Annotated in this window: 22 protein-coding genes and 1 pseudogene; 22 read left to right on the forward strand and 1 reads right to left on the reverse strand. The window is 41.6% G+C overall.

Annotated features, from left to right (window positions below; translation table 11 throughout):
• Nucleotides 1-93 precede the first annotated feature (93 nt).
• The 15 genes and pseudogenes from E4K67_RS27365 to E4K67_RS27440 all read left to right on the forward strand — a co-directional run bounded on the left by E4K67_RS27365 (nucleotide 94) and on the right by E4K67_RS27440 (nucleotide 14,802).
• Nucleotides 94-402 (forward strand): hypothetical protein, encoded by a 309-nt coding sequence (locus tag E4K67_RS27365; protein ID WP_135552598.1) that lies wholly within the window; start codon nucleotides 94-96, stop codon nucleotides 400-402.
• Nucleotides 399-698: a hypothetical protein gene (locus E4K67_RS27370; protein WP_243454659.1), complete on the forward strand. Its 300-nt coding sequence runs from the start codon at nucleotides 399-401 to the stop codon at nucleotides 696-698. The genes E4K67_RS27365 and E4K67_RS27370 overlap by 4 nt, the downstream gene beginning before the upstream one ends.
• Nucleotides 699-845: 147 nt before the next feature.
• A complete protein-coding gene (locus tag E4K67_RS27375; RefSeq protein ID WP_135552600.1) occupies nucleotides 846-2,234 on the forward strand; it encodes an APC family permease in 1,389 nt (462 codons plus the stop codon).
• Nucleotides 2,235-2,259: 25 nt separating this feature from the next.
• Nucleotides 2,260-2,511 (forward strand): hypothetical protein, encoded by a 252-nt coding sequence (locus E4K67_RS27380; RefSeq protein WP_135552602.1) that lies wholly within the window; start codon nucleotides 2,260-2,262, stop codon nucleotides 2,509-2,511.
• 359 nt (nucleotides 2,512-2,870) lie between these two features.
• Nucleotides 2,871-3,704 (forward strand): pyrrolysine--tRNA(Pyl) ligase large subunit, encoded by an 834-nt coding sequence (pylSc, locus tag E4K67_RS27385; RefSeq protein ID WP_135552604.1) that lies wholly within the window; start codon nucleotides 2,871-2,873, stop codon nucleotides 3,702-3,704.
• A gap of 185 nt (nucleotides 3,705-3,889) precedes the next feature.
• The gene (locus E4K67_RS27390; protein ID WP_135552606.1) at nucleotides 3,890-4,843 is read left to right on the forward strand and encodes a choline/ethanolamine kinase family protein; all 954 of its coding nucleotides are present in this window, start codon (nucleotides 3,890-3,892) and stop codon (nucleotides 4,841-4,843) included.
• Between the two features lie 32 nt (nucleotides 4,844-4,875).
• Nucleotides 4,876-5,826: a choline kinase family protein gene (locus tag E4K67_RS27395; RefSeq protein WP_135552608.1), complete on the forward strand. Its 951-nt coding sequence runs from the start codon at nucleotides 4,876-4,878 to the stop codon at nucleotides 5,824-5,826.
• 659 nt (nucleotides 5,827-6,485) lie between these two features.
• Nucleotides 6,486-7,559, forward strand: coding sequence for a methylornithine synthase PylB (pylB, locus tag E4K67_RS27400; protein ID WP_135552610.1), 1,074 nt, complete (start codon nucleotides 6,486-6,488; stop codon nucleotides 7,557-7,559).
• 32 nt (nucleotides 7,560-7,591) lie between these two features.
• Nucleotides 7,592-8,785 carry a 3-methylornithine--L-lysine ligase PylC gene (gene pylC / locus E4K67_RS27405; protein ID WP_135552612.1) on the forward strand — a complete coding sequence of 398 codons (1,194 nt, stop codon included), beginning with the start codon at nucleotides 7,592-7,594 and terminating at the stop codon, nucleotides 8,783-8,785.
• Between the two features lie 5 nt (nucleotides 8,786-8,790).
• Complete coding sequence (gene pylD, locus E4K67_RS27410) at nucleotides 8,791-9,609, forward strand: 3-methylornithyl-N6-L-lysine dehydrogenase PylD (protein WP_135552614.1); 819 nt, start codon at nucleotides 8,791-8,793, stop codon at nucleotides 9,607-9,609.
• 23 nt (nucleotides 9,610-9,632) lie between these two features.
• The gene (gene pylSn / locus E4K67_RS27415; protein ID WP_135552616.1) at nucleotides 9,633-9,956 is read left to right on the forward strand and encodes a pyrrolysine--tRNA(Pyl) ligase small subunit; all 324 of its coding nucleotides are present in this window, start codon (nucleotides 9,633-9,635) and stop codon (nucleotides 9,954-9,956) included.
• 143 nt (nucleotides 9,957-10,099) lie between these two features.
• A complete protein-coding gene (locus tag E4K67_RS27420; protein WP_135552618.1) occupies nucleotides 10,100-10,741 on the forward strand; it encodes a cobalamin B12-binding domain-containing protein in 642 nt (213 codons plus the stop codon).
• A gap of 172 nt (nucleotides 10,742-10,913) precedes the next feature.
• Nucleotides 10,914-12,380 (forward strand): annotated as a pseudogene (mttB, locus tag E4K67_RS30935) ([trimethylamine--corrinoid protein] Co-methyltransferase).
• A gap of 390 nt (nucleotides 12,381-12,770) precedes the next feature.
• Nucleotides 12,771-14,447, forward strand: coding sequence for a sodium:solute symporter family protein (locus E4K67_RS27435; RefSeq protein ID WP_135552623.1), 1,677 nt, complete (start codon nucleotides 12,771-12,773; stop codon nucleotides 14,445-14,447).
• A 157-nt stretch (nucleotides 14,448-14,604) separates the two neighbouring features.
• Entirely contained in the window at nucleotides 14,605-14,802 is a 198-nt protein-coding gene (locus E4K67_RS27440) for a hypothetical protein (protein ID WP_135552625.1), read from the forward strand.
• Nucleotides 14,803-14,839: 37 nt separating this feature from the next.
• Here E4K67_RS27440 and E4K67_RS27445 read toward each other — a convergent pair whose 3' ends face one another.
• Nucleotides 14,840-16,267, reverse strand: coding sequence for a sigma-54 interaction domain-containing protein (locus E4K67_RS27445; protein ID WP_135552627.1), 1,428 nt, complete (start codon nucleotides 16,265-16,267; stop codon nucleotides 14,840-14,842).
• A gap of 349 nt (nucleotides 16,268-16,616) precedes the next feature.
• Between E4K67_RS27445 and E4K67_RS27450 the strand changes: the two genes are divergently transcribed.
• The 7 genes from E4K67_RS27450 to eutL all read left to right on the forward strand — a co-directional run bounded on the left by E4K67_RS27450 (nucleotide 16,617) and on the right by eutL (nucleotide 24,941).
• Nucleotides 16,617-18,071 carry an APC family permease gene (locus E4K67_RS27450; RefSeq protein WP_135552629.1) on the forward strand — a complete coding sequence of 485 codons (1,455 nt, stop codon included), beginning with the start codon at nucleotides 16,617-16,619 and terminating at the stop codon, nucleotides 18,069-18,071.
• A 37-nt stretch (nucleotides 18,072-18,108) separates the two neighbouring features.
• Complete coding sequence (locus E4K67_RS27455) at nucleotides 18,109-19,461, forward strand: amino acid permease (protein ID WP_135552631.1); 1,353 nt, start codon at nucleotides 18,109-18,111, stop codon at nucleotides 19,459-19,461.
• Between the two features lie 121 nt (nucleotides 19,462-19,582).
• The gene (locus tag E4K67_RS27460) at nucleotides 19,583-20,914 is read left to right on the forward strand and encodes a sensor histidine kinase (protein ID WP_135552633.1); all 1,332 of its coding nucleotides are present in this window, start codon (nucleotides 19,583-19,585) and stop codon (nucleotides 20,912-20,914) included.
• The gene (locus tag E4K67_RS27465; RefSeq protein WP_135552635.1) at nucleotides 20,911-21,483 is read left to right on the forward strand and encodes an ANTAR domain-containing response regulator; all 573 of its coding nucleotides are present in this window, start codon (nucleotides 20,911-20,913) and stop codon (nucleotides 21,481-21,483) included. The genes E4K67_RS27460 and E4K67_RS27465 overlap by 4 nt, the downstream gene beginning before the upstream one ends.
• 494 nt (nucleotides 21,484-21,977) lie before the next feature.
• Nucleotides 21,978-23,222 (forward strand): ethanolamine utilization protein EutH, encoded by a 1,245-nt coding sequence (gene eutH, locus E4K67_RS27470; protein ID WP_243454660.1) that lies wholly within the window; start codon nucleotides 21,978-21,980, stop codon nucleotides 23,220-23,222.
• A gap of 703 nt (nucleotides 23,223-23,925) precedes the next feature.
• Nucleotides 23,926-24,246, forward strand: a complete 321-nt coding sequence (locus tag E4K67_RS27475; RefSeq protein WP_243454661.1) for a BMC domain-containing protein — start codon at nucleotides 23,926-23,928, stop codon at nucleotides 24,244-24,246.
• A gap of 47 nt (nucleotides 24,247-24,293) precedes the next feature.
• The gene (eutL, locus tag E4K67_RS27480; RefSeq protein ID WP_135552637.1) at nucleotides 24,294-24,941 is read left to right on the forward strand and encodes an ethanolamine utilization microcompartment protein EutL; all 648 of its coding nucleotides are present in this window, start codon (nucleotides 24,294-24,296) and stop codon (nucleotides 24,939-24,941) included.
• Nucleotides 24,942-24,961 lie beyond the last annotated feature (20 nt).

Here is a 24,961-nt window from a genome sequence, read left to right on the forward strand (position 1 = left end):
ACGCAGAATTGCCGCCATAAACTAAAGAGACTTACTTTGGCATAACAATTGCAATATCTCAATTGCAGGAATAGGGTGTGAGGTGATAAACGGATGAAGGATGACGGGGTGAAAATGGATAAAATGTATCGGCAAGATACGGGACTAGTTGTAATATTTATTATCTTTGCTTGGTTGGTCTTAGGATTTGTCTTAGTGAGTGTAAGTAGTATAGCCCCAAATGATCTAATTCGGAATGTAACTCTAATGGCTGGATTAATGGCTGGGATTTTCGTAACGAGCTCGTTGATTGCTGTTTTAGTGCATTTGAAGAAAAACCGGGTCGGTATATATAGTGAGGAATTGTGCCAAGGCATAAGACAAGTTGAAATGCCGATCGAAGGAAAGGAGATTACAACTTGAAAGCTGGCGAAAAACAAAAAAAACATGTAAATAGTATGTGGATGGAAGTATTTGACGTCATGTTTATCATGTTGCTTTGCTTCGTTATACTACTCACAACGATGTTGATGCGGGGGAAGGTTCTCGTAGGTTCGGGCTCAACTGGGGGTATTGATTATTCTTTTAATTTGTCGACTTTCATGATGATTGTTGTGGCCTTGGGAGCCTATTTGTTTTATGTGATTTCCATGTCTGATAAGGAACTAAAAGCCATGATCAAATACAGTTATGATCAGGTTCGAAAAAGAGTGAGTTAAAGTATGAATTCCAGGATGGGGGAGTTAGTTTGAATCTATGGTCATTGATGAACTGGGTTGCTTGGGGTTTATGTGCTTTTTTCTTTGTACTCCTTGCGCAAGATTTCATCCGGGTTGAAATGAGCAGGAGAGGGGAGGACAAGAACCTTGACTGATTCAAAGACAATTCAACACGATGAGGAACAACATCTTTCGAAAGTCTTAGGACCGATCCATATATGGGCATTGGGAGTAGGGATTGTTCTTGTTGGGGAGTTTATGGGTTGGAATTTTACAGTTGCTAAGGGAGGATCGCTGGGAGCAATTATAGCTTGCTGGATCATCGCGCTCCTTTACATTGCCTTAGTTATGATTAACACTGAAATCGGATCGGTTATTCCAGAAGCAGGCGGACAATATGCCATGGCTAAATATCTCCTGGGTCCGCTTGCAGCCTTTAATGTTGGACTAATGCTTGTTTTTGAGTATGTCATGCTTGAAGCGGCTGATGCTTTGGTGGTTGGAGCTATTTTGCAATCGATTAATCCCGCAATCCAAAGTCTACCTTATGTAATCTTGACGTTGTTATTATTGACGTATTTTAACTATCGGGGTGTCTATGCAACCTTGACCCTTAATTTCTTTATTACGGCTATAGCCTTGGTGACCATCTTTGTGCTTCTGTTTTCGACTCACTTTCATGTTCCTTCGCAAAGTATTCTTAGACTTGGAGAACTGACGAATGGATTACCTTATGGCTGGGTAGGGGTGATCGCGGCGCTTCAGTTCGCAATCTGGTTTTTCTTAGGGATAGAAGGAACTGCCTTAGCAGCAGAGGAATGTCGTTCAACTGCCCGTTCTCTGCCAATGGGTACACTGATTGGAATGGTAACTCTGCTAGTTGGAGCCACTGTTACTTGGTTCGTTTGTTCTGGACTGGTAGAGGCTGGAACTCTCGGGGGATCGGTTTATCCACTCTATGAGGCTGCACTGGCAACGAAAATGTCCGGGGTTATTGTAGTCATGTTCGTTGGTACAATTTTAGCCTGCATGGCGAGTGCGAATGGATGTATTAATGACGCGAGCAGGGCTTGGTTTGCGATGTCGAGAGATACTCTGATTCCTGGTGCATTTTCAGCTGTCCATCCTAAATATAAAACGCCTTATCGGGCTATCTTGTTCCTGCTGCCGATTTCACTGGCTTTTGGTTTCACAGGATTACTGGACCAAGTCATAACCTTTTCAATTTTATCGGCCTTGCTAGTCTATCTGTTTATGGGATATATGATGTTTAAATTTAGAAGGATGTATCCCATGGGAGCGATTGAACGAGGGTATGTAGCACCTTGGCACCCATTGCCAGCAATTGTCTTGCTTGTTCTGACATTAACAACGCTAACCGGGATGTATTTTGGCTATTGGGTTAATTTATTGGCGGGTTTATTATTCTACTCTTTAGCGTCTCTTTGGTTCACCTTACATCGCTATAAGTTCGTCGATACACAAGCCTTCCTCAAAGCAGGTGCGACTCGCTGGCCACGGCCACGGGGGTACTAAATAATATTAACAAAGGAGGGTCTTTATGCCGACATGGGGTCCAGTAGTGGCAGCTTTCCTTGTACCTGGTTCAGGTTATGTCATCTTAGCAAGGCCTATGCGAGGACTGGTTATGATTTTTTGGATGTGCATTTTTGGCTATATCACATTTCGTCTATCATCGGCCAACATTTCATTGATTGGCAGATTCTCTGGAGGAATCGCAGTTTGGGTTATTTCAGTCCTTGAGGTACATCAGCTAACTCGAAAAAAACGAACGGGTCAAGCTCACAATTAAGTTAATTGTGACTGAATGGAGTCCTGTATGACTTGAGGTTCTGGGAAGAAGGTTAGTTCATCAGGTGAGATCTTGGGATATATTTTAGGATGTTAACAGAGAATAAGACAAGGATTCTGCGCAGGGACGCAACCAGAGCGTTCTACAAGTGAGGCATTGGGGACAATTATTGGTTTAGAGAAATGAAGGTAGAGTCCATCCTGGGTCGCTGGCATAGAATTTGCATAATAGTTTAAGTATGCTTCATTGGAAGCCTAAACACACGGGGGGTAGATCGGATTGATCGCGTGGTCTCTAAATCCATGTAGGCGGGTGAAACTCCCGTACTCCTCGCCAATAAATTCAGGGGGTAAGCGGAATTGAATATCACATGGACGCTAATCCAAAAACAGAGATTTCAAGAACTTAACGCAAGTGTTGCACAACGAGAGATGTGCTTTGAATCGCAGCAAGACCGCGATCGTGTTTTTCAAGAACAGGAACGTATATTGGTTCAGCAGGGGAAACTCCGTTTAAAAGAGCTACATGACACCAAAAAACGTCCGTCTTTGTGTGTGCTCGAACAGAAACTCGTAGAAGCTCTGACCCAGAAGGGGTTCGTCCAAGTGATCACACCAACGATTATATCCAAAGGGTCATTGGCTAAAATGTCGGTCGCGGATGATCACCCACTCTTTTCGCAAGTGTTCTGGCTCGATACCAAGCGTTGTTTACGCCCGATGCTGGCACCAAATCTATATACACTATGGAAAGATTTATTGCGTTTATGGGAAAAACCGATACGCATCTTTGAAATAGGGACGTGCTATAGGAAAGAATCCAAAGGTGCACTACATCTGAATGAGTTTACAATGCTTAATCTAACAGAATTAGGCTTACCAGAGGATCAGAGACAACAACGATTAGAAGAACTGGCGGCTCTGGTTATGGATACTGCCGGTATTACTGATTATCAGTTGGAATTGACGACATCTGTGGTTTATGGAGATACGTTAGATGTTGTCAAAGGCATTGAGTTAGGTTCGAGTGCCATGGGGCCCCATCCACTTGATGATCAGTGGGGAATTACTGATCCTTGGGTTGGGATTGGATTTGGTTTAGAACGGTTGCTAATGATCAAGGAAGAAGCCCAAAATGTCCAAAGTATGGGTAGGAGTCTTACCTATCTGGATAGTGTACGCTTAAATATTTAAGGGACTGTTAAGGTACAACATTTAGTGGACTCACCAACTAAAGTTGAGGAATTAAACGACTTATGGGGGATCACTCCGACGTGCAGAAATAGGGTTTCATACGATTAAATTAATTGAGTATTTTGTATATACGGCATAAATTTATTGATAAATATTATTACTTGCATGGGAGGACTTTATTATTTATGCATGAACAAATTATGATTGAACCATCCATCCCTTTGGAGACGATTGGGCGAGTCTACAAACTGATTAGTGAGATTCCTTACTTTGAGAAATCGAAAATTAGGGTGATTGAGATTTTACCGGGAGGGTTAACAAACAGTAACTACAAAGTTACGATTGATAACGTGACCTATGCTGTAAGGCTAGCTGGAGCAGGAACGATGGAGTACTTAAACCGTCCTGCAGAAAAACATAATGCTCAGGTCATGGCTGATCTTGGTATTAGTGCCCCTATTGTTTATTATGACGAAACAACAGGAAATCAGGTGTGTAAATATATCGATGAATGTAAAACATTGCGCATTAAAGATTTCAAAGAAGAAGAGAATTACCTCAGTATGGCAGCCCGTGTTTTCAGAAATTATCATGACTGTAAAAAAGAGTTCATCTCCGACTTCAATCCCCTAAAAGAGATAGAGACCTATATACAATTACTTTCTGATAAAAATTTTGAATTTTATGAAGGCGCAGAAATAATGCGTGAGAAGATAGAGGAAATTAGAGAGTTGTTTACAAATAACCCTCCGCCAACGGCGCCTTGTCATAATGATCCGCTTTGTGAAAACTGGTTGGATGACAAGAAAAATTTCTATCTAATTGATTGGGAGTATGGTGGAATGAACGATCCTTTGTTTGATCTAGGAGCTTTAGCCATTGAAGCTGAACTGTCTGACGAACAAGAGCGCTTCTTTCTGCAGCAATATTTTGGTAAGGACCTGACGGAGAAACAACTGGGTTCACTCATAATCAATAAATTTCTATGCGATGCTTTATGGGCTTATTGGGCTGTACTTCAAATTGCTATGGGAAAATCAAGGGAAGACTACTGGCCATATGGATTGAATCGTTTTAATCGAGCTTATGCATTAATACACAATGGAAGTTTGGATCGGGCGATTAAAGCTAATCAATAGAGAGTCAGTGTTGTATGGGAGGATTTATTGTTATGCATGAACAAATTATGATCGAATCTTCTATTTCGTTGGAAACTATTGGGCGAGTCTTTAAATTGATCAGTGAGAGTCCATACTTTGTGAATTCAAGAGTTAGCCAGATTGAGATTTTACCAGGCGGTATAACGAACAATAACTACAAAGTTACGGTTGATGACGTGACCTATGCACTAAGGCTTGCTGGAGTAGGTACTATGGAGTATTTAAATCGTCCTGCGGAAAAACATAATGCGCAGGTTATGGCTGATATTGGTATTAGTGCTCCAATTATTTTTTACGATGAAACTACAGGGAATCAGATCTGCAAATATATTGATGACAGTAAAACCTTACAAGCTGTAGATTTTAAGGCTGAGAAATATCTCAGCATGGCAGCTCGCGTTTTCAGAACCTATCATGACGGTGATAAAGAGTTTATCTCTGAATTTAGTCCCTTAAGTGAGATAGAGTCCTATATAAAATTACTTGATGAGAGAAATTTTGAGTTTTATGAAGGCGCAGAACTAATGTGCGAAAAAATAGAAGCAATTAGAGAGCTGTTCAAAGATAACCCCCCGCCAAAGGTTCCTTGTCATAATGATCCGCTTCCTGTTAACTGGTTGGATGACAAGAAAAATTTCTACTTAATTGATTGGGAGTATGCTGGGATGGACGATCCGATGTTTGATTTAGCTGCCTTAGCTATCGAAGCTGAACTGACTGACGCTCAAGAACGCTTCTTACTACAGCAGTATTTTGAGAAGGAGCTAACAGAGAAACAATTGGGTTCCCTCATTATTAATAAATTCTTGTGCGATGCTATATGGGCTTATTGGTCAATCTTGCAAATTGCTATGGGCAAATCAAAGGAAGAGTACTGGCCGTACGGATTAAATCGCTTTAACCGTGCTTATACTTTAATACACAATGGGAGTTTAGATCGGGCGATTAAGGCTAATCAATAGAGGAGTCAGTATCTTAGCCCGTTCTTACATCCTTCGGCGATAAGTGTTCGTCTTGGGTTTGTGCCTTCGGCGATACTAATCCTACGCCGATAGGTATGCCTCTTGGGATCACGGCTTCGGCGATAGTCTCCACTGGAGACTATCGTGTTCCATCGCTAAGGCTAAAACTCAAAACCTCTGGGCTTTCTGCAAGTGAACCGTTGAGTTTCTTGCGCAAGTTTGGGGACGGTTCTTGGACTTGCAGTTGCATTTTGTCGAATTGGGGTTTGTGGCGCTGTTTGCGTTTAGTGACGCAAATGTGCTTGGGGTGGTGCTTAAGAAAGTGCTTATGAAGTGGTTCGGTGTTATGTCACCGGGCCTTTTCCTTTAACCTTTTCTCCCCTAAGGTGATAGTCACCCTTAGATTATCGGATTGAGTTAATTATGACTTATTGGACCTGAATCGACTTGAGTGAGATCATTTTTCTCTGGATTTGTGGCTTAATAGTAGTTTGGTTTCATTCTGGTATGTAGAATTAGGATGGAGGATATCCTTTAGTCTTGAGGGTTTGAGGAGAATATTTGCGTAATAATGAAATGCTCTTATTTTGGCATAGAACTTGCAATTAAAAACGTGTATAGTGGTTAAAGGCTAAGCTAACTAAGGAGAAGGTGACTCAATGGCAATGAATCCGGCTACGGCTAAATTAGATGGAATTTTGGAAAAGGCAAATCAAGAGATCCTCTTAGGGAGAGAAGAACTCCTGTTTTTGTTGGGGCTATCCGAAGAAGAAGAGCTTTCTAAGGTGTTTGAAACAGCAAGGCTTCTGAGAACTCGCTATTTTCTGGACAGGGTATTCATCTATGGTTTTGTTTATTTCTCAACCTATTGCCGGAATGAATGTGCTTTTTGTCTATATCGTAAGTCAAATCGTTCGTTGGTACGTTATCGTAAAACTGATTTAGAAATTATGGAGACAGCTTTGAGTCTCGTCGAATCAGGGGTACACTTGCTCGATCTGACAATGGGAGAAGATCCGTTTTATTTTGACGATCGAGAATCCGGATTTGAACATCTTATTAGAACGGTGGAGCTTATCAAAAAAAGCACCGATATTCCGATTATGATTTCTGCGGGAGTCGTTCCCGAGGTGATTCTTAAGGAATTCAAAGCGTCTGGGGTCAACTGGTATGCCACTTATCAGGAAACCCATAACCAGGATTTATACCGTAAACTTAGACTAGGGCAGAGTTATGCTGAACGAATGGACCGGAAAAAGCTAGCTCGAACGATGGGATTTCTTATAGAAGAGGGATTGCTGACTGGGGTAGGTGATACGGACGAAGACTTGGTTGACTCGCTGGAGGCGATGAGGGAGCTCGGGGCAGATCAATTACGGGTAATGAGCTTTGTTCCACAGAAAGATACACCCATGCAGAATTATCCGATCGTACCCCACTTAAGAGAGTTATTAATTATTGCAGTAATGCGTTTAGTTTTTCCAGATCGCTTGATTCCAGCGTCATTGGATGTCGATGGTTTAAATGGTTTAGCGGATCGCCTCAACGCTGGAGCGAACGTCGTAACCTCGATTATCCCGCCACAGTCTGGCTTAGCTGGAGTATCAAACCATTCTTTAGATATCGAAGCTGGAAACCGGACGATAAGCAAAATTATTCCTGTATTAAAAGAGTGCGGACTTGTTCCTGCAAGTCGCGAAGAATATGCCCAGTGGATCTTGAAGCGACGATAACGTAGGTATGAACTCTAGGAAGGAGCGCTGGTATGCGGGTAGCGATTGTAGGTGGAAAACTTCAAGGGATGGAAGCGGTCTATCTGGCGAAGAAAGCTGGCTGGGAGGTTGTCCTAGTCGATAAAGAATCTGAGGTGCCTGCAGCAGAGCTCTGTGACCAGTTTTACTCGATCGATGTCACAAAAGTCGTAGAGTGGATTCCATTTTTGCGAGAAATTGATTTGGTTATCCCCGCTCTGGAGAATCAGGAAGCCTTAGACTGCCTCGTACGGACAGCGAATTATTCTGGGGTCCCGTTGTTATTTGATGGGGATGCCTACGAGATTTCCTCGTCGAAGATTAAATCCAATCTTATGTTTGCTGAAACCGGGGTTCCTGCACCAATCCCGTGGCCTGAATGCGGATTTCCTATTATTGTAAAACCTTCCGAGGCAAGTGGAAGTGAAGGGGTAATCAAGATTGAAGGAGCAATGGAATTACAACGTTTATTTGCTAAAAATAATTTAACGGACTGGGTTATTGAGGAGTATCTAGAAGGCCCCTCCTATTCATTAGAAGTTATTGGTTTCGCGGAAGTTTATAAAGTGTTGAAAATTACAGAGCTTCATATGGATGAAAGCTATGATTGTAAACGCGTCTTAGGTTCAGCTGGTTTGTCAGAAGAACTCAATGAAGAATTCGAACAGGTTGGTCTAGAGTTAGCCCGAAGCTTAAAGCTGAATGGGATTATGGACATTGAGACGATACTTCATCAGGGAAAGTTAAAAGTTTTAGAAATTGATGCTAGACTTCCTAGTCAAACACCGATCGCAGTTTATCATTCGACTGGAATTAATATGTTAGAGATTCTCGGAGAGGCGTTTGTGCAAGGGAAGCCCTGGCAGTCATTTGAAGTTTCAGAAAAGCGGGGTGTGATTTATGAACACATCCACGTTATGGATGATTACCTAGAAATTATGGGTGAACACATTATGGCTGACGTCGGTCCACTTCACCTCTATCCAGATTTCTTTGGGGCTGATGAAGCAATTTCCAGCTATTCTCCCGGTAAAATTGAGTGGGTAGCCACTTTGATCATCACTGGGGAAGACTGCCAAGCGGCATGGGATAAACGTGAAATTGTTCTTCAAGAAATCCAGAAGGAATTCGGAATTAAACATTACTATGATCGGTATCCGGTGATGAAGGACAGCGATGGGTTTATTAAAATAGCTTCAGGGAGTTGATCAATTTGACTCGACTTAAAAAAGATGACGTTGTTAAGATCGCCACTTCGTTAGAAGATTATAACTCTCAATTGGTAAGAATGACTGGGTGTTCGTTACGAGAGCTCGCCGCCCATGCAGTAGCTAAGGGCTCTAACGAAGACTACGTTCAGAAACTGAACGTTGCCGTGATTCCGATGACCTGTGGTCAAGGTGTTATAGAAGGCTTTGTGGAGTCGGTAGCCAGCATCATAAGCTATTTGGGATTTAATGCCGTAATTACAAAAAGTCGAGATGCAGGTGGTGTGGCGGAAGCCGTGCAAAATGGCTCAGATATTTTGTTCATGGCAGATGATGATCGCTTTGTGGCCATAAATGTGAAGACCGGTAAGGTATCTGACAATGGAGAGGCTACTGGTAAGGGATACGTGGCTGGTTTGGTGCATATGTGCGACGGCTTAGAGGGTGAAAAGGTGTTGGTGATCGGGGCAGGTCCTGTGGGCACAGGGGCAGCTTTAGCCCTCAAGCGCATAGGGGCAGAGGTTTCAATCTACGATACAGATTTGTCGGCTAGCCAACGGTTATCTGGAGAGTTGATAAAACAGGGTTATGTTGTAGAAATAGAAACAGACTTAGAAGGTGCTTTAGGAGGACATCGCATTTTGGTGGATGCCTGCCCAGCTGAAGAATTTATTATGTTGCGGCATATCTCGGAGCATACCATGATTGCGGCTCCAGGTATTCCACTAGGGATAGAGGCCTTAGGAGTAGCACAACTGTCAAGCCGATTGCTTCATGACCCGTTACAAATTGGAGTTGCGACAATGATGTTTGATGTTTTGTGAACTCTAGATTGGAGTTGAAATAGATGACAGTCGATCCCTCAAAAAAGAAGCGTTATTACCGTAAGAATGTAGATTTTTTTAAGTTAGTTGAAAAGATTAAGTTATGGCCCTCTAGAACGGGGACTCTGCATGGCATTAAAAGTATGACGATTAGAGGGAATAAAGCTGAGATTATTACGCATTGCAACGAAACCTTCGAAATATTTAATTCCAAGCATAGTCGAGCGGCACGTTGCCTTAGAAATAAATTGTTTTTTCATGCCTGTACCACGTGTAAAATTCCAGATTGGAAATTGAAAAAATATTCATCTACTTATGTTAATCAAGACTACGGCTCCCGCCTTTAGAAAATTAATTGGAGATAATGCTTGTTTTCTCCATCTTGTGGAACGGCAAGCTTTATTATATAGACCTTTACTCAGGTTAAGAAAGCCCAGCTAAGTTGGTAAATCAAGGTTTATATTAGTGACAAAAGAGGAGGAAATTTGTAATGGCTAGTTATGCGGATCTTGCACAAAGTGTTATTGAGGGCCAGAGGGATCAGGTTAAGGATCAGGTCACGAGTCTTATCGCAGCAGGGAATAGCCCATTGGAGATTGTGAACGAGGGATTAATTGCAGGAATGAATGTAGTGGGGGTTCGCTTCAAGGCTGGGGATATGTATGTACCAGAAGTGCTCATGGCTGCCAAGAGCATGAGTGGTGGACTTGAGATTGTTAGACCGTTAATTGCCGAGGCTGACCAAAAGAGCAAAGGGAAAATTCTTCTTGGAACGGTAAAAGGGGACCTTCACGACATCGGTAAGAACCTTGTCGGCATGCTGATCGAAAGTGGCGGGCTTGAAGTGATCAATATGGGAGTAGATGTCTCAGCAGAAGACTTTATTGATGCGATTATTGAGCATGAACCGGATATTTTAGCCTTGTCTGCATTATTGACCACGACCATGCCGGCAATGCAAGACATCATTGAGTTGTTAGAAGAAGAAGAGCTAAGAGACAAAGTAAAGGTGATTATTGGGGGAGCGCCGGTTTCTAGGGAATATGCTGACACTATTGGAGCGGACGGTTATGCTCCAGACGCTGGTTCAGCGGTAGAGCTATGTAAGAAGCTTTTAGCGGACAAAGAATAATAATTGCTTCCTATTATTATATAGCCAAATTTTAAGGAGGTGATGTCTTTAGTAAATCCAGCCTAATCTTACAATTAATGTAGACGCTTGGTGAAAATATATGGAGGTGATCAATTTGACCGTCAGAGGAATACACGCTGGTTCCACCCGTATGGATGGCATCGGACTGAATATGTTTACTAACGATGAACTGTATGATGTCCATCTAGCGACGTTGGACCTTTTATGGGACATTGGGGTAAGGGTGGAAAGTGAAGAAGCACGAGAAATATTCTATAGTGCTGGATGTACTGTCAACCGGGAAACCAATATCGTAAAGATACCTGCGTTTCTTGTAGAAGATGCGATTCGCTCGATCCCTAAGACGTTTAGGGCGTGTGGGAGAAAGCGCGAGAATGACTGGCTTAATGAAGGCAATCGTACTGGGTTCGTGAACTTTGGGGAAGCCATACGCATGATTGACCCTTATACCCGCCAACTTCGTAAACCATTCAAAAAAGACGTCGATGATGTGACTCGATTCTGTGAAGCAATGGATCAAATTGTCGTCTATGAAAGGGCTCTAGGGCCCTCTGAAGTCGATCCGGATGTTTCTCAAGTTCATATTGCCGAATCGTTTTATAACTTTTCGACAAAGCATGCCTATATTGGCATGAATCGTCCAGAGAATATGCGTGCTGTTGCAAAAATGGGCTATGTTGTTTCCGGTGGCGAAGATAAGTTTCGGGAAAGACCGCTATTCTCACAAAGTACAGACCCAGTTGCTCCGCTCGTCCATGCTAAGGGCGCGACGGATACCCTACTCCAAGCTATTCGCTTGGGCGTTCCGGCTAAGATTAACTCCATGGGACTAGCTGGGGGGACGACCTGTGTTCACCTCGCTAGTACACTCGTTACTCATAATGCCGAGATCTTGAGTATGTTTGTTTTAGGACAGTTGGAAAAGAGAGGGTATCCGATGGTCTATGGAACTTCCACGACCATGATGGACTTGAGAACAACTGTTGCTTGTGTGGGAACTCCGGAACTTGCACTCTTCAGTGCAGCGTGTGCTAAACTTTCTCAATTTTACAATATACCCGTCTGGGTGGCCGGTGGATAGACAGATAGCAAAGTACCGGATGCTCAAGCGGCACATGAGTTTACCCTGACCGCCTTATTACCAGCGTTAGCAGGCGCTAACATGATATATGGTTTGGGGATGCTCGAAGGTGGCCTGACTTGGGACTATGCTCAGATGGCTATGCAGAATGAAATGGCTCGAATGATCCTGCATACTATTAAAGGTATTCCGATAAGTGATGAGAAAATGGCTTTAGAAGTTGTCCGTTCGGTAGGCATCGGCGGGGAATTCATTAGCTGTGATCATACTTACGCGCATTACAAAGAGCTTAGTAAAACTGAGTTACTAAATCGACAGAATAGAGAGAACTGGGAAACGGCTGGCAGTAAGGATATTGTCGAAACTTCCTATGCAAAATCTATTGATATTCTAGAGAATTACGAGAATCAGAACCCACTTTCCGAAGATATCCAACGCCAGTTAAAAGATATTGTTTTAGAAGCGGAAGCAGAAACGACAGAAATCAAGGCGAAGGAAAAAGAAGCCCGAAGAAGACCGAGAAAACCTAAATTTTAATTCATCAGGGTTCATTGCAAGGGTTAAGGGGCCGGTTGCATTGCCGGTCCCTTATTTTCAGGATTAGTTTGATTCTTTAATAATGAAGTTTTATAGAACTTATTTAATATTGAATTTGACTCATAGGCGAGTCGATTCTGACTTGTGACAACTTCCGAGGGATACAGAAACCTTGCCGATAGGGATTTACTCATACTATTGAGATAATATTTTATTGGCAAGGTTTTTGCATATCACTTTAGGTATGAAAATTCTGAAAATCGCGAGTCAAACGGAAAACTGTAGGAAAGGGGGAGATTGCTTCTCATAGAAAAATGTAAAACGTAGTTCTATTCCTTAAATCAGTCATTGTAATACTTGCCAAAGTTAATTACGAAGGAGTGACAATGAATGGGAAGTGCTGATGTTAGTCCATTATGGTACTGGTTAGTTTTTTTTGCATATATTGCTTTCCTTATTGGTGTAGGTGTGAATGCCTATAAAAAGCAAAAATCTATTGGTAATGCTGAAGAGGAACATAATGATTATTGGATTACAGGTCGCAGTCAACCGGCTTATATGGTAGGTATGTCCGTAGCATCTGGGTGGATGTTAATTGGGATGATTACCTGGATGACATGGGCCACCTATGATCTGGGTGTATCCGGTTTATGGGTCGTGGCAATACCCTGGTTTTTCTCGAATATCTGGCAATTCTTAATGGCTCGTCCACTCAGAAGGATTAAGGCCATATCACAGTGCCAGATGCTGGAAAAACGTTTTGGATTACCAGCGAGGATTTTGTCGGCTCCTATCAATATTTTTTCTTATACTATCTGGTCAGCTGCTGAACTTTATGCAGCATCGTTGATCATGGCACCAGCGCTTCACATATCGATTGAGGCAATGATTATTATTTATGCAATACCTATTGCCATGTATATGTGGATGGGTGGTTTCCGGTCAGTAATTAATGCTAACATAGTACAATTCTTTATGGGCACAATAATATTGGTTGTAACGACTATTGCCATTTTCATGACTGCGCATGGCATCGCAGTAGCTCAAGGTACAACAGTTTGGGGTATGCTGCACGCTCAGCCAATAATCAACAGTCTTGCCTATCCGGTGGATGCAGCTAAGGACTCAACCAGCTTTTTTGCCTATGTCTCATTATCCTTCCCTTTGATCGTTATGCTCGGACTAGTGCCAGGGTGGGCAGGGGCTGAAGACTTCTGGTTAAAAGCACAAGCCGCTAGAAGCACACGCGAAGCTCGTCTCGGCGGATTTTATAGTATCTGCTTCAATACCGTTATTATCGTTTTGCCTGCCTCAATTATTGGTATTATGGGCCTCGTTGTATTCCCGCCTGAGATGAAAGACGGTGTATTATCTGCTGCCTCTGCTCTGGGAGATAAAGGCGGATATAATCTAATTTCAACTTACATTAATTCCTATATGCCTCCATTACTCAAAGGACTCCTGATTTTCTTATTGTCAGCTCACACGATGTCTACGGTAGCTAATTACAGTAATATCACTGCTATGAACTTGTCGTACGATGTTTTGCAACCTTTGATCTATAAGAAAAGGAACTGGTCTGATGCTAAGATTGTCAAATATTCACGACTAGTTACCGTGTTCATGATCGTAGTTAACATTCTTCTAGCCATTCTCTATAACAGCCCAGTCATGGGAGCAACTCTGAATGACGCTTACTTCTTATCGTCAGGGTTACTTACAGCTGGAATCTCCGTGATGATTTATGTTCTATGGTGGAAGCGCGCAACCCTATTGGGTGTTATGCTCGGTGGATTATTCGGTACTATCGGAACTTTCACCTTCTTTATCTTGGAATACAAGGTCTGGAAATCTGTTTATTACACGCCGATTTGGGACTGGGTTTTCGGTGCAGGAGCCATGGCTAACTCATACTTGGGTTACTGTGTCGTCGGTTTGTTCTGCGGGGTTGCCGGTGTACTCATTGGTACGTATGCGTCCCCACCTCCGTCCAAAGAACAGCTTGCTGCTGTCTCAGATACCCCTATTGATAACAATGAAGAGTTCTTCTCAGGGATGAACGTTTAAAGTTAGTGAAGGGTTAAGAGTTCAATGGTTACAAAAATGGCTAAGGATTATTTCCTTAGCCATTTTTACAATAAAGAATTGGAAGTTGTAATCTGTTTAATATATCGATATAATTTTTATAGGTTATTTTTATGCTCTATTTGAAAGGAGTTTTGAAATGCTGGCAGCTGATTTTTCAAGATTTGTGCTTATACCTTTATTTGTGCTAAATATGGGTGCAATGTTAATAACCTTACAGATGAAAAAGAAGACTAAACCAGAGTTCTCTGGAAATCTTAACATACTCTACTTGATAGAGAATATAATTGGCTTAGGTTGTGCTATTGGTTTAAGTTATATTGCTTTTTTTGGTTAAATAAGGGGTGTCAGACAGAATAGAGTTCTATATAAAATTAATCCGTCAGTTTCAGGTCATGTTCTGCGGCTGGAAAATATTTTCGTATTAAACGGCTAGCTTTACTCTGGCTGATATCTAGGAATTTGGCGACTTCATAGGAGCTACCTAACTCTTTGTAGGCATTTAATATCAGATTTTTTTCTACATCACACATGGCATCATCAAGGGACAGGGAACGAGTAGCAGTAATTGTTGGAATAGTAGAGGAAGCTGGCCTATCTGCCTGATTAAATGATTTAGGTAGGTCACATTCATCAATAATCGATGCCTGAGTCACAACGGTTAAGCGTTCGATAATATTTTCCAGCTCTCGAACATTCCCAGGCCAAGGATATTGCATAAAGAGTTCATAGCACCTAGGGCTCAAATCGTGCTCTGATTTATATTTCTTATTGAACTTCGCCAAGATATATTGAGTTAGAGGGATGATTTCCTCTTTTCTTTCTCTTAACGGCGGGAGCAAAAGTTCAAAAATATTTAATCGATAATATAGATCTTCCCTAAAATCACCTTTCTTGATCATGCTTTGTAAGTCACGGTTTGTTGCAGCAATGATTCGGCAATGGACTTGCTGGATTTCGCGACCTCCCACTTTAAAGTACTGATTTTCATGGAGAACTTGCAAAAGCTTCGCTTGCATCCGCAAAGAAAGTTCCCCGATTTCATCTAAGAAAAGGGTACCGTCTTTAGCTAACTCGATCAAACCAATGTTACCTTTGACATTGGCCCCAGTAAAAGCCCCTTTTGAGTAGCCAAACATCTCGGCTTCCATCAGTTCGGAAGGAATGGAAGCACAGTTAACCGTAATAAATGGACCGTCTCTGTGGGGACTGTTATTGTGAATGTATTTGGCCATATGCCCTTTTCCAGAACCAGATTCACCCAGAAGGAGAACGGTTGAATCGACGGGAGCAATGCGTCCAACGAGCTTCAAGAGGGATTCCATTTTTGGACTTTTACAGATAAATCCGGGGATGTTTGTTTCTTTTTTACGGAGGACTTCTACCTCCATTTGGTAGCGTTTTAATAACTGTATACTCTTATCTAATTCATGTTTTATGCCTTCAGACTCAGTAACATCTCTGGAATTCTCGATAATTAGTTCTATATTACCCTCTGAGTCGAAAACTGGGGTTGCCGTGGTTAGGAGAGTTTTTCCTGTACATGTTTTTTGTTCGAGGGTAATGCTCATTTTCTTGTCGATAGCAATGGGACTGATCCGCGGACCCCAATATTTCTTTTCTGATATTTCCCTAGATTTTTTGCCAATGATTTCGGACGCTTTCACACCGTAATGCTTTTCACAGACATTATTCACATAAATGACGATTCCCATGGCATTGGTGACATAGATTTCATCATGGGAATTGTCAAGAATTTTTTTCAGGGTCTCTAAATCAAGATCTGAATTTCCTATATCCATATTTTTAATACCCCCTACTTTCACGTGGCATTTCATATGGTGCTTGCATGTTCACCCTATATTCTAAGCCATGTGAAGATATCGATCAAATGTTTTACTATAAGTATTTTCGTCTTAACGCTTAAATCTCCTTCTATATTTTGCGCATTTGCAAAATATTTGTAGTAAATTGTGATTGCTTGTCGTCCTTAAGATATAAGATATAGGATTATACTGTTTGTAATCAGAGAAATTTAGATATGGGGAGATAAGGTGATAGGTTTGTCGTTCACCATTGACACTGGACTTTGCCTATGGCAACATTAAATAGACACAAGATGTTAGATATAGTGGTGGAGGTCTGGCCAAAATGCTCCAGGACAAAGAATCACTTGTTTTCTCGAATGATATGATATCTGATGCACAGGACATATTGATTACTAACAGGATAGCTGAGGACTTTTTACAGAACCAATATATGAAGAAAAATTTAGATACAAAATCTTTATGGGTTCTGGGTGTTGGAACCATAATGGCCGGTCCACTTATTGGCTGGAATTTTGGAGTAGGTGAAGTAGGGCCGCTGGGTATGTTTGTAGCCTTAATTATTCTATCTTTTTATTATTGTGTATTTTTCTTAATTTCTGCTAAATTATCCGTACTTTATCCTTACATTGGTGGGCCCTATGCCTACGTTCGACAAGGCTTAGGTTCGTTCGGAGCATATTGGGCTGGGGTTCTAACTTGTTTTGAATTTATTGGTGGTACAGCGGTTGTTTTAGCAGCCTTTAGGAACTATCTAGCCTTTATAAATACTGAGTATTCCACCTTGTTTTATTTAAGCATTTTTATAGTACTCTTAGTTAATTTGCAACTATTTAGTTCCATTGTTATGACCTTTGTTCATTACTGTTTTACTTGCTGCGCGCTAGGCGTACTTGCTATTTTCTTACTGGGGACTTTTGAAACAGTACAAAGTGCTAATCTTTTAATAGCGGCTCCTACTCTTTTTGATTGGCGAGGAATCCTAAATGCACTTCCATTTATCTCATTATTTTTCATGGGCTTGGAAAATATTACAATGACTGCCGAGGAAGTCAGGTTCCCCGGTCGGAGTATGCCTAATGGGCTATTCCTTGGATTTTTTACTGCAGTGGTCATTAGTTTTAGTATTGGCTATTTTACTGTGGGTTCGGTTAATTGGCAGCTTTTAAAAGCAAGCGAATTTCCATTGCTATTCACCTTAGTACACGTTCAAAGTCAAGATAAAGTACTGATAAGCACGTTCACTGTCATGAGCTCAGTCGGCTTTATAGCTGCACTTCAAGGGTTTATTAACGGTTATTCAAGACAAGTCTATGCGCTGTCCAGGGGCGGATATTTTCCATCTTTTTTAAGTAAACTCCATCCAAGGAGAAAGACCTATCCTTTTGCAATTCTTGTGCCTGCGGCAATTAGTTTAGGGCTATCCTACCTGTTCTCGATTAAATTACTAATAGTGGGAGCATTCTATTCAGCCGTTATAGTTCATTTACTAATAATAATTTCATTCATCAGAATCCGTAATTCGGAGCCAGAGCTTTTTTATCCATATCGACGGGTTTACGATTCTTTCCTGTTATACTTGACTGTCGTCATATTAACAGGCATTTTATTTGGTTTTGCTCATCGATATTTACTTGAGAACTGGAGGATCATGGTTCTAATTCCGAGCATAATTAGTCTTTATTATTTTATATTCGGTGTTAAAAATATTCGGCAAGAGGCACCTGAAGAAGCAGCCGCCGCATCTAAAATAAGAAGAAACCGGATACGTTTTTCTTAGACAGACGAATTTATCTTGGCATTTGAGGAGTCATAAAATGGTCGCGAAGAATCGATTTAAGAGTCAAATTGAAAAGGATATCTGCGATTTAAATCGGTTAGGATATGCACAGGAACTTTACCGAACTATTGGAGGATTTTCTAATTTTTCGATCACTTTTTCGGTAATCTCAATTTTAAGCGGTTTATTGTTTCTTTATAGCGATGGGCAAGGACCAGCAGGGAATTGGAATATCTGGGTGTGGGTCATGGTCTGCGTCTTTCAGATTATATTAGCGCTGGCCCTCGGTGAAATCGCATCGATTTATCCATTGGCCGGAGGAGTGTATAAATGGACAGAACGGCTTAGTAATAACCAAAGTATTGGGTGGGTTTGTGGCTATTTTTCAATAATAGGATGGATTGCCTGTACGGCTGGTATCGAATTTGGAATGGGGACATTTCTAGCGTTTTATCTAGGCTTAGATAAGACTCCTTGGATGATACTGGGGATGACTGGAATCATCATTTTACTGCACAGTTCGATAAACATTTATGGCATTCGTATTGTAGCATGGTTCAATGATTTCAGTGTCAATGTTCATATTATGGGGGTTGTAATCTTAGTTAGTTTATTGCTGATTTTTGGACAAAGGAATTCTCTCAGGAGCGTTTTTTCCATCAAGCATAGTTTAAATGGTAGTATAGTTGCTAACTTTGCCCAGCCACTGCTCATGTCAGCTTGGACTCTTATGGCATTTGATGCTTCAGCAAGTGTTTCAGAAGAAAGTATTAACCCCTCTAAGGTTGTACCCTGGGGAATGTTTTATGCGGTAGTGATGTCAGCATTGCTTGGTGTGATCCTGTTGGTTAGTCTGAATTTGGCTTTACCAGATTTAAAGCAGCCAATTGACAACAATATGCCGTTTTCACTTTATGTCATCCAACAAGCAATAGGGCACACCATGTTTGAATTTATTATGAGTTTTATCTTAATGGCTCAGTTCGCAGCCGGGCTATCTTCCCAGACAGTACTAATTCGAATTCTTTACTCCTTTTCTCGGGATCAAGGATTACCTTTATCAAAAACTTGGCGGCGTGTTTCGTCTAGATATGATACCCCTATTTATAGTGTATTTTTAGCCGCGACATTAACGTTTATTTTAATCCTTTTGACCAGGAACTTATATTTTATAGCGTCACTCAGCACCATGGGCATTTATTCGTCTTATGTTATAACACTTGGGACGGCAATTTGGGGCCATCGGAAAATTAAAGAAAACTACGGTTCTTTTTATCTAGGTAAATTGGGGGGGAGTATCCGTTTAATTAGTTTTCTCTGGGCTCTTTTTATTGTGGGATTTATTATTCTTTTCTTTTTCGGGAAAGCGGGTAGACTTCCATGGTTTTAACTTTGGTCAAGCTGGTATATCATGACTCAACTTCAAATTTAACAAAATGGAAAGTAGGTCGAAGTTAAACGCCTTGCGTATCAATAAGCAGAGCGAAACTTTGTGACATTGACCGCCATCGTTGGCAGATGAAAGGTGTGAGCGGCAAATTCATATTAAAGAGAAATGCTTAATTCATAACGAGTTTAACTTTGATCAAATTATTGCTCTGGAAAAAATAACCGAACACGTAAAATTACTTGGGCCTTATCTGTATGGTCGTACGGAACTTTCTATTTTCAGTAAAGAGAAACAGGACGTTATTTTAGCGTCGAATGATAATAGATTGCCTGAAGTAATAGTTAGGGATAATGAGTGGAGTGAAGAAGACAAAAAAACGATTCCAATTTACCTAGGAATTAATAATAAGGTAGGAATTGTAGCAGTTGAAGCTAAAAAAACACTTTCTGAGAATTACTTTGAAGATTTGAAGCTACTTTATACAGGGAGGTCTAATGCTTATTCTCCAACGAATGATCTGCTTCCCGATGGATTTTTGATCATAAACCTTCAAGCAGAGATAGAGTGTACGAATTATACAGCCGACAGCATCTTATTTAGGCTGGGTTTTCAAGATCTCTCGTTTAGCGAACTTGGTAGGGCACTGGGTTTTAGTAGGGAGGACATTGCTAAATACATTACTCAACCAGCTTTTCTGGCCCTTAACCTATCAATTCAACAATTTGATATTATTTTAATTGTAAATCCTCTTTTTGCTGGGGATAAGTTCGTGGGGGCACTGGTAGTTCTTTCAGACATAAGTTCTGTAAAGAGAATAGAAAAAGAACTCATGGAAAAACATACTGTAATTAAAGAAATTCATCATCGTGTAAAGAATAATCTTCAGACCATTATCAGTTTGCTGCGTTTACAAATGAGAAGAACGAACTCAAAAGTTGTGGAAAAAATCCTGAACCGAAGTATTAATCGAATTTTGAGCATTGCTCTGATCCATGAAGCTCTTTCCAAACAAAATTTTGAAGTAGTCAATATTAAGCAAACTAGCTATAATATTTTACAAACGATTCTCTCCAATATGGTGGATCCAAGTCAAAATATTACAGGTGAAATATCCGGGACCGAAGTCTTCCTTCCCGCTACAGTAGCCAGCAATGTTTCTCTTTGTATCACAGAATTGATTCAAAATGCAGTTGAACATGCCTTTATCGCTCGTTCTGAAGGTAGCATCCGAGTGGCAGTGGGAAGAGAACAGGATGAGGTTTTCATAACCGTTGAAGATAATGGGATTGGAATATCCGCTAAAGCTCAAAATGGAGGGCAGTTAGGTACGCAGATAGTTGATAGCATTATTCAGCGCAAGTTGAAGGGGCGGTTCTCTTTAGAAAGCTATCGTTACGGAACTAAAGCTTGCCTGAGGTTTCCTAGTCCGTACCATGAGGAGGATGAGAGATGAAACAATTGAGGATCATACTGGCAGATGATGAGCCTATTACATTATTAGATATAAAAGAAATACTCACTGAAGAAGGGTTTATGGTGATAGGAGAATGTGAGGATGGAGTGAGTGCAGTTAACTTAGCCAAAGTCCTTAAGCCAGACTTGGTGATTTTAGATATCAAGATGCCAATTATGAACGGAATAGATGCTGCTAAAATACTTAGTCAGGAGCGAATAGCCCCGGTGCTACTTCTAACAGCCTACAGTAGTGATGAATTTATTAACCAGGCCGGGGCAGCTGGAGTGTTGGCTTATTTGGTTAAACCTGTCACAAAAAACAGTTTAATTGCCGCTTGTAAAATCGCGTTAAAAAGGGCTGAAGAATTTAATGTCTTAAGAAATGAGAATTTAAGCCTTCAGGATGCCTTAGAAACCCGAAAATTGATTGAGAGAGCTAAAGGGATCTTAGAGAAGAAATATCTGTTGAGTGAGGAAAAAGCATTTAATAAAATTAGACAAATAAGTATGGAGAAAAGTAAATCAATGAAAGAGGTCGCAAAAGCAATTATTCTCAGCTTATCATAAGCATATATATTAATGTTCAGAAATGAATTAAGGCTTTACTGACAACGGTAGAGACGATTTTGACTATGTTTAGGATCCGATGATTTAGAGGGACGGAGGATATGCCACATGTTCCTGTGTTGGTTTGACATTTGTGAAAAAACGTGCTATAGTCGCATCATATTAAATTATTTAGAGTATATCTACAATTCAAATTCTACTTAGCGAATATTAGGGCAAAAAATTGTATAGTTATCAGGAACAATGTCGTTTCTGACGAGGGTGCTGAAATCCTCATAATCCGGTCAATACTTGACCGGATTATGAGGATTTTTTATTTGCAGGATTTGCTGTTTTAAGGTGTTGTTTATCAGGCTGTCCAAGGTTGCAGGAAGATTCTATTTAAGGAGCTATAAAGATTCGTATTCCTAATCATATCAGGTGGGGAGAACGGCCCAATTCTGGGTATTAAACTAAGGAGGTGAGTAGGGGCTTAGAGACAGAAAAACAAAAAAATGAGGAGGATTATTATGGCACAGATTGGCAATTATATTCTTTACATTATCATGGCCTGCGCAGTGGCAGGAGCGTTAGCGTCGATTCTTAAAGAAGAATCAGCTCTGGGAAAAGAATTTCTGGAAGGTTTATATTCTATTGGACCTATTTTTGTTCCAGTTGCTGGCATTATGGCGGCCACTCCCTACCTGGCCCTTTTTGTAAAAACTGTGTTTGGACCTATTTTTGCTGCCATCGGCGCAGACCCGGCCATCGCTGCTACGACCTTTATTGCCGTTGACATGGGTGGCTATCAGTTGGCAGATGCCTTGGCGGCTACCCGTGAAAGCTGGATTATGGCGATGACCACCGGCTACATGGCAGGAGCGACCATCGTTTTTAGTATTCCTGTTGGATTGGCTATGTTGGAGAAGAAAGATCATAAATATATGGCCCTTGGAATTATGTCCGGGATTCTCACAGTGCCCATCGGTGTATTTATCACCAGTACTATTCTGGCTCTAAGCAATGCCAAAGTTCGCGATATCATCACCACAGATGGCGAATCCACTTATCAGCTTGCTTTGAGTTTCGGTACGATTTTTTCTAATCTGGTTCCGTTGATCGTTATTTGCGGGGCTATTGCTATCGGATTAAAATTAATTCCAGAGAAGATGATCAAAGGGTTTATGTTCTTCGGTAAAACGATGGACACTGGGATTAAACTGGTTCTCGTCTTTTCCATCGTTGAATATTTTACAGGCGTCTTCTCTACCGTTTTAGGCGGCTGGGGGTTCAACCCGATTATCGCTGATGCGGAAGATCAATTCCGTGCTTTAGAAATTTCGGGCTATATTGGGATTATGTTAGCTGGAGCATTTCCTATGGTTTACCTGATTAAGAAGTATCTAGCTAAACCTTTGGAAGCGATTGGCAGCAAATTCGGTTTTAGTTCTATTGGTAGTGCTGGGATACTTGCCGCCGCCGCCAACATTTTAGCCTTATTCAGGATCATTAAAGATATGCCGGCTGCTGATAAGGTGAAATGTATTGCTTTTGCTGTTTGCTCCGCTTTCCTATTTGGGGATCACTTGGCCTTTACGGCAAACTTCCAGCCGACGATGATTCTGCCGGTAATGATAGGCAAACTCAGCGCCGGATTGATTGCCGTCGGACTCGCCATCTGGCTCGCAGTGCCCGAAGCGATTAAACTGGAGGTTGAAGATAAACTTGCCGATTCACAAAATGATATTCAGGCAAAGTGAACTCGTTCAACTAAAGTGGAACATCGGACTTCGGTGAAATAGTCTCCGGTAGAGACTATCGCCGAAGCCGCTATCCCGAAAAGAATACCTAACGGCGGAGGACTAATATCGCCGAAGCCGCTATCCTAAAAGGAACCAGCACAGCTACGGTGGGGTTACCCCCGCCGTAGCTGAGTACGGGGCGACAATCCCGCATGGAGAAGGAAGAGTCTCAAGAACAAATTAAGTCAAAAAGTAAACTGTTAGGATAACTGAGTGAAATATGGTTCGTTGAAGTCATAAACGACTTAATGAAACAATCTCGTTTTGACCTGCTTTATTGATGTCATTGGTTTAATAAGATACTTGTATAATGGCATGATTCTTGCATTAGTTCTAAGGATAAAGGCTTAGTGAAAGAGGAGTCAAAGGCGGCTTGTGGATACTAAGGCCCTTATTGACGTCCTCGAAGTGGCTTCCTTTTTATCAATCATCTGCTAAACAGCCACAACAGCTATCGCGTAATAATGCATAATTAGGCGTCCTAGAAAAAATTGTATTAACCTATTAAATGTGGGAATACAGCAGTTGACACAACTGCTTATCAGTTATAGTTTAAAACTAGAGCGATTGCTAAATTAAATCGCTGAGTAGCAACGATGTATTCCAAGCGATATTTTGGTTTAATGAAAGGAGACTAACGAAAATGGCAATAAGAGATGATATGGTTGCGCTAGGAATGGTAGAAACCCGAGGAATAGTAGGAGCAATCGAGGCCGCCGATGCGATGGTCAAAGCGGCGAATGTGACCTTGATCGGTAAGGTAAAAGTAGGGGGAGCCTTAGTCACAGTGATGGTACGAGGAGACGTAGGAGCGGTGAAAGCAGCCGTAGATGCAGGAGCAGCAGCAGCAGAACGAGTGGGAGAACTCGTCAGCTGTCACGTAATACCGCGCCCCCATCCAGAACTAGAAGAAATCTTGCCAAAGCTCCCAGTGTACGTTGAAGAAAAGCCGAAAACAAAAAACGTAGAGAACACGAAATAAGGGGTCGGAAGTAGCGATAAGCGACCGGCGTCATAAGGAGGGTTACCATGATCGAGCCCATTAGAGCCAAGGTTTTAGCCGTCAGATTAATACCCAATGTTGCTCCGGATTTAGCCGAGAAATTGGGATTGACGGGAAATCAGAGATCCATAGGAATGATCACAGCGGACATAGACGATTCCACCTACGTAGCATTAGATGAAGCCACCAAAAAGGCCGAAGTAGAAGTTGTGTATGCGAAAAGTTTTTATTGCGGAGCAGCAAGAGCCTCAGGCCCATTATCCGGGGAAATCATCGGAATCTTTGCCGGCCCGAATCCCGCTGAAGTACGAGCAGGCGTAGACGCCTGCATCGAGCACTTAGAAAGCGAGTGCTTTTTCTACACGTGTGATGGAGGAAAAACAGCCTGGTTCCCACACACGATTTCACGAACGGGAAGTTACCTCTCTAAAATAGCGGGAATAGAAGAAGGGCAACCCCTCGCCTATTTAATAGCCCCTCCAATCGAGGCCATGTACGGACTCGATGCCGCCCTAAAAGCAGCGGAAGTCACCATGAAAGCGTTTTACGGACCACCAACAGAAACTAACTTTGGGGGCGGGTTATTAACCGGCTCACAAAGCGCGTGTAAATCAGCGTGTGAGGCCTTCCAACGCGCGGTAATCGATGTGGTGGAAAATGGTCTTAAATTCTAGAAGAAGGGGAGGTGGAGCTT

The organism is Desulfosporosinus fructosivorans (genome assembly GCF_004766045.1).
GTDB classification, from domain to species: Bacteria; Bacillota; Desulfitobacteriia; order Desulfitobacteriales; family Desulfitobacteriaceae; genus Desulfosporosinus; species Desulfosporosinus fructosivorans.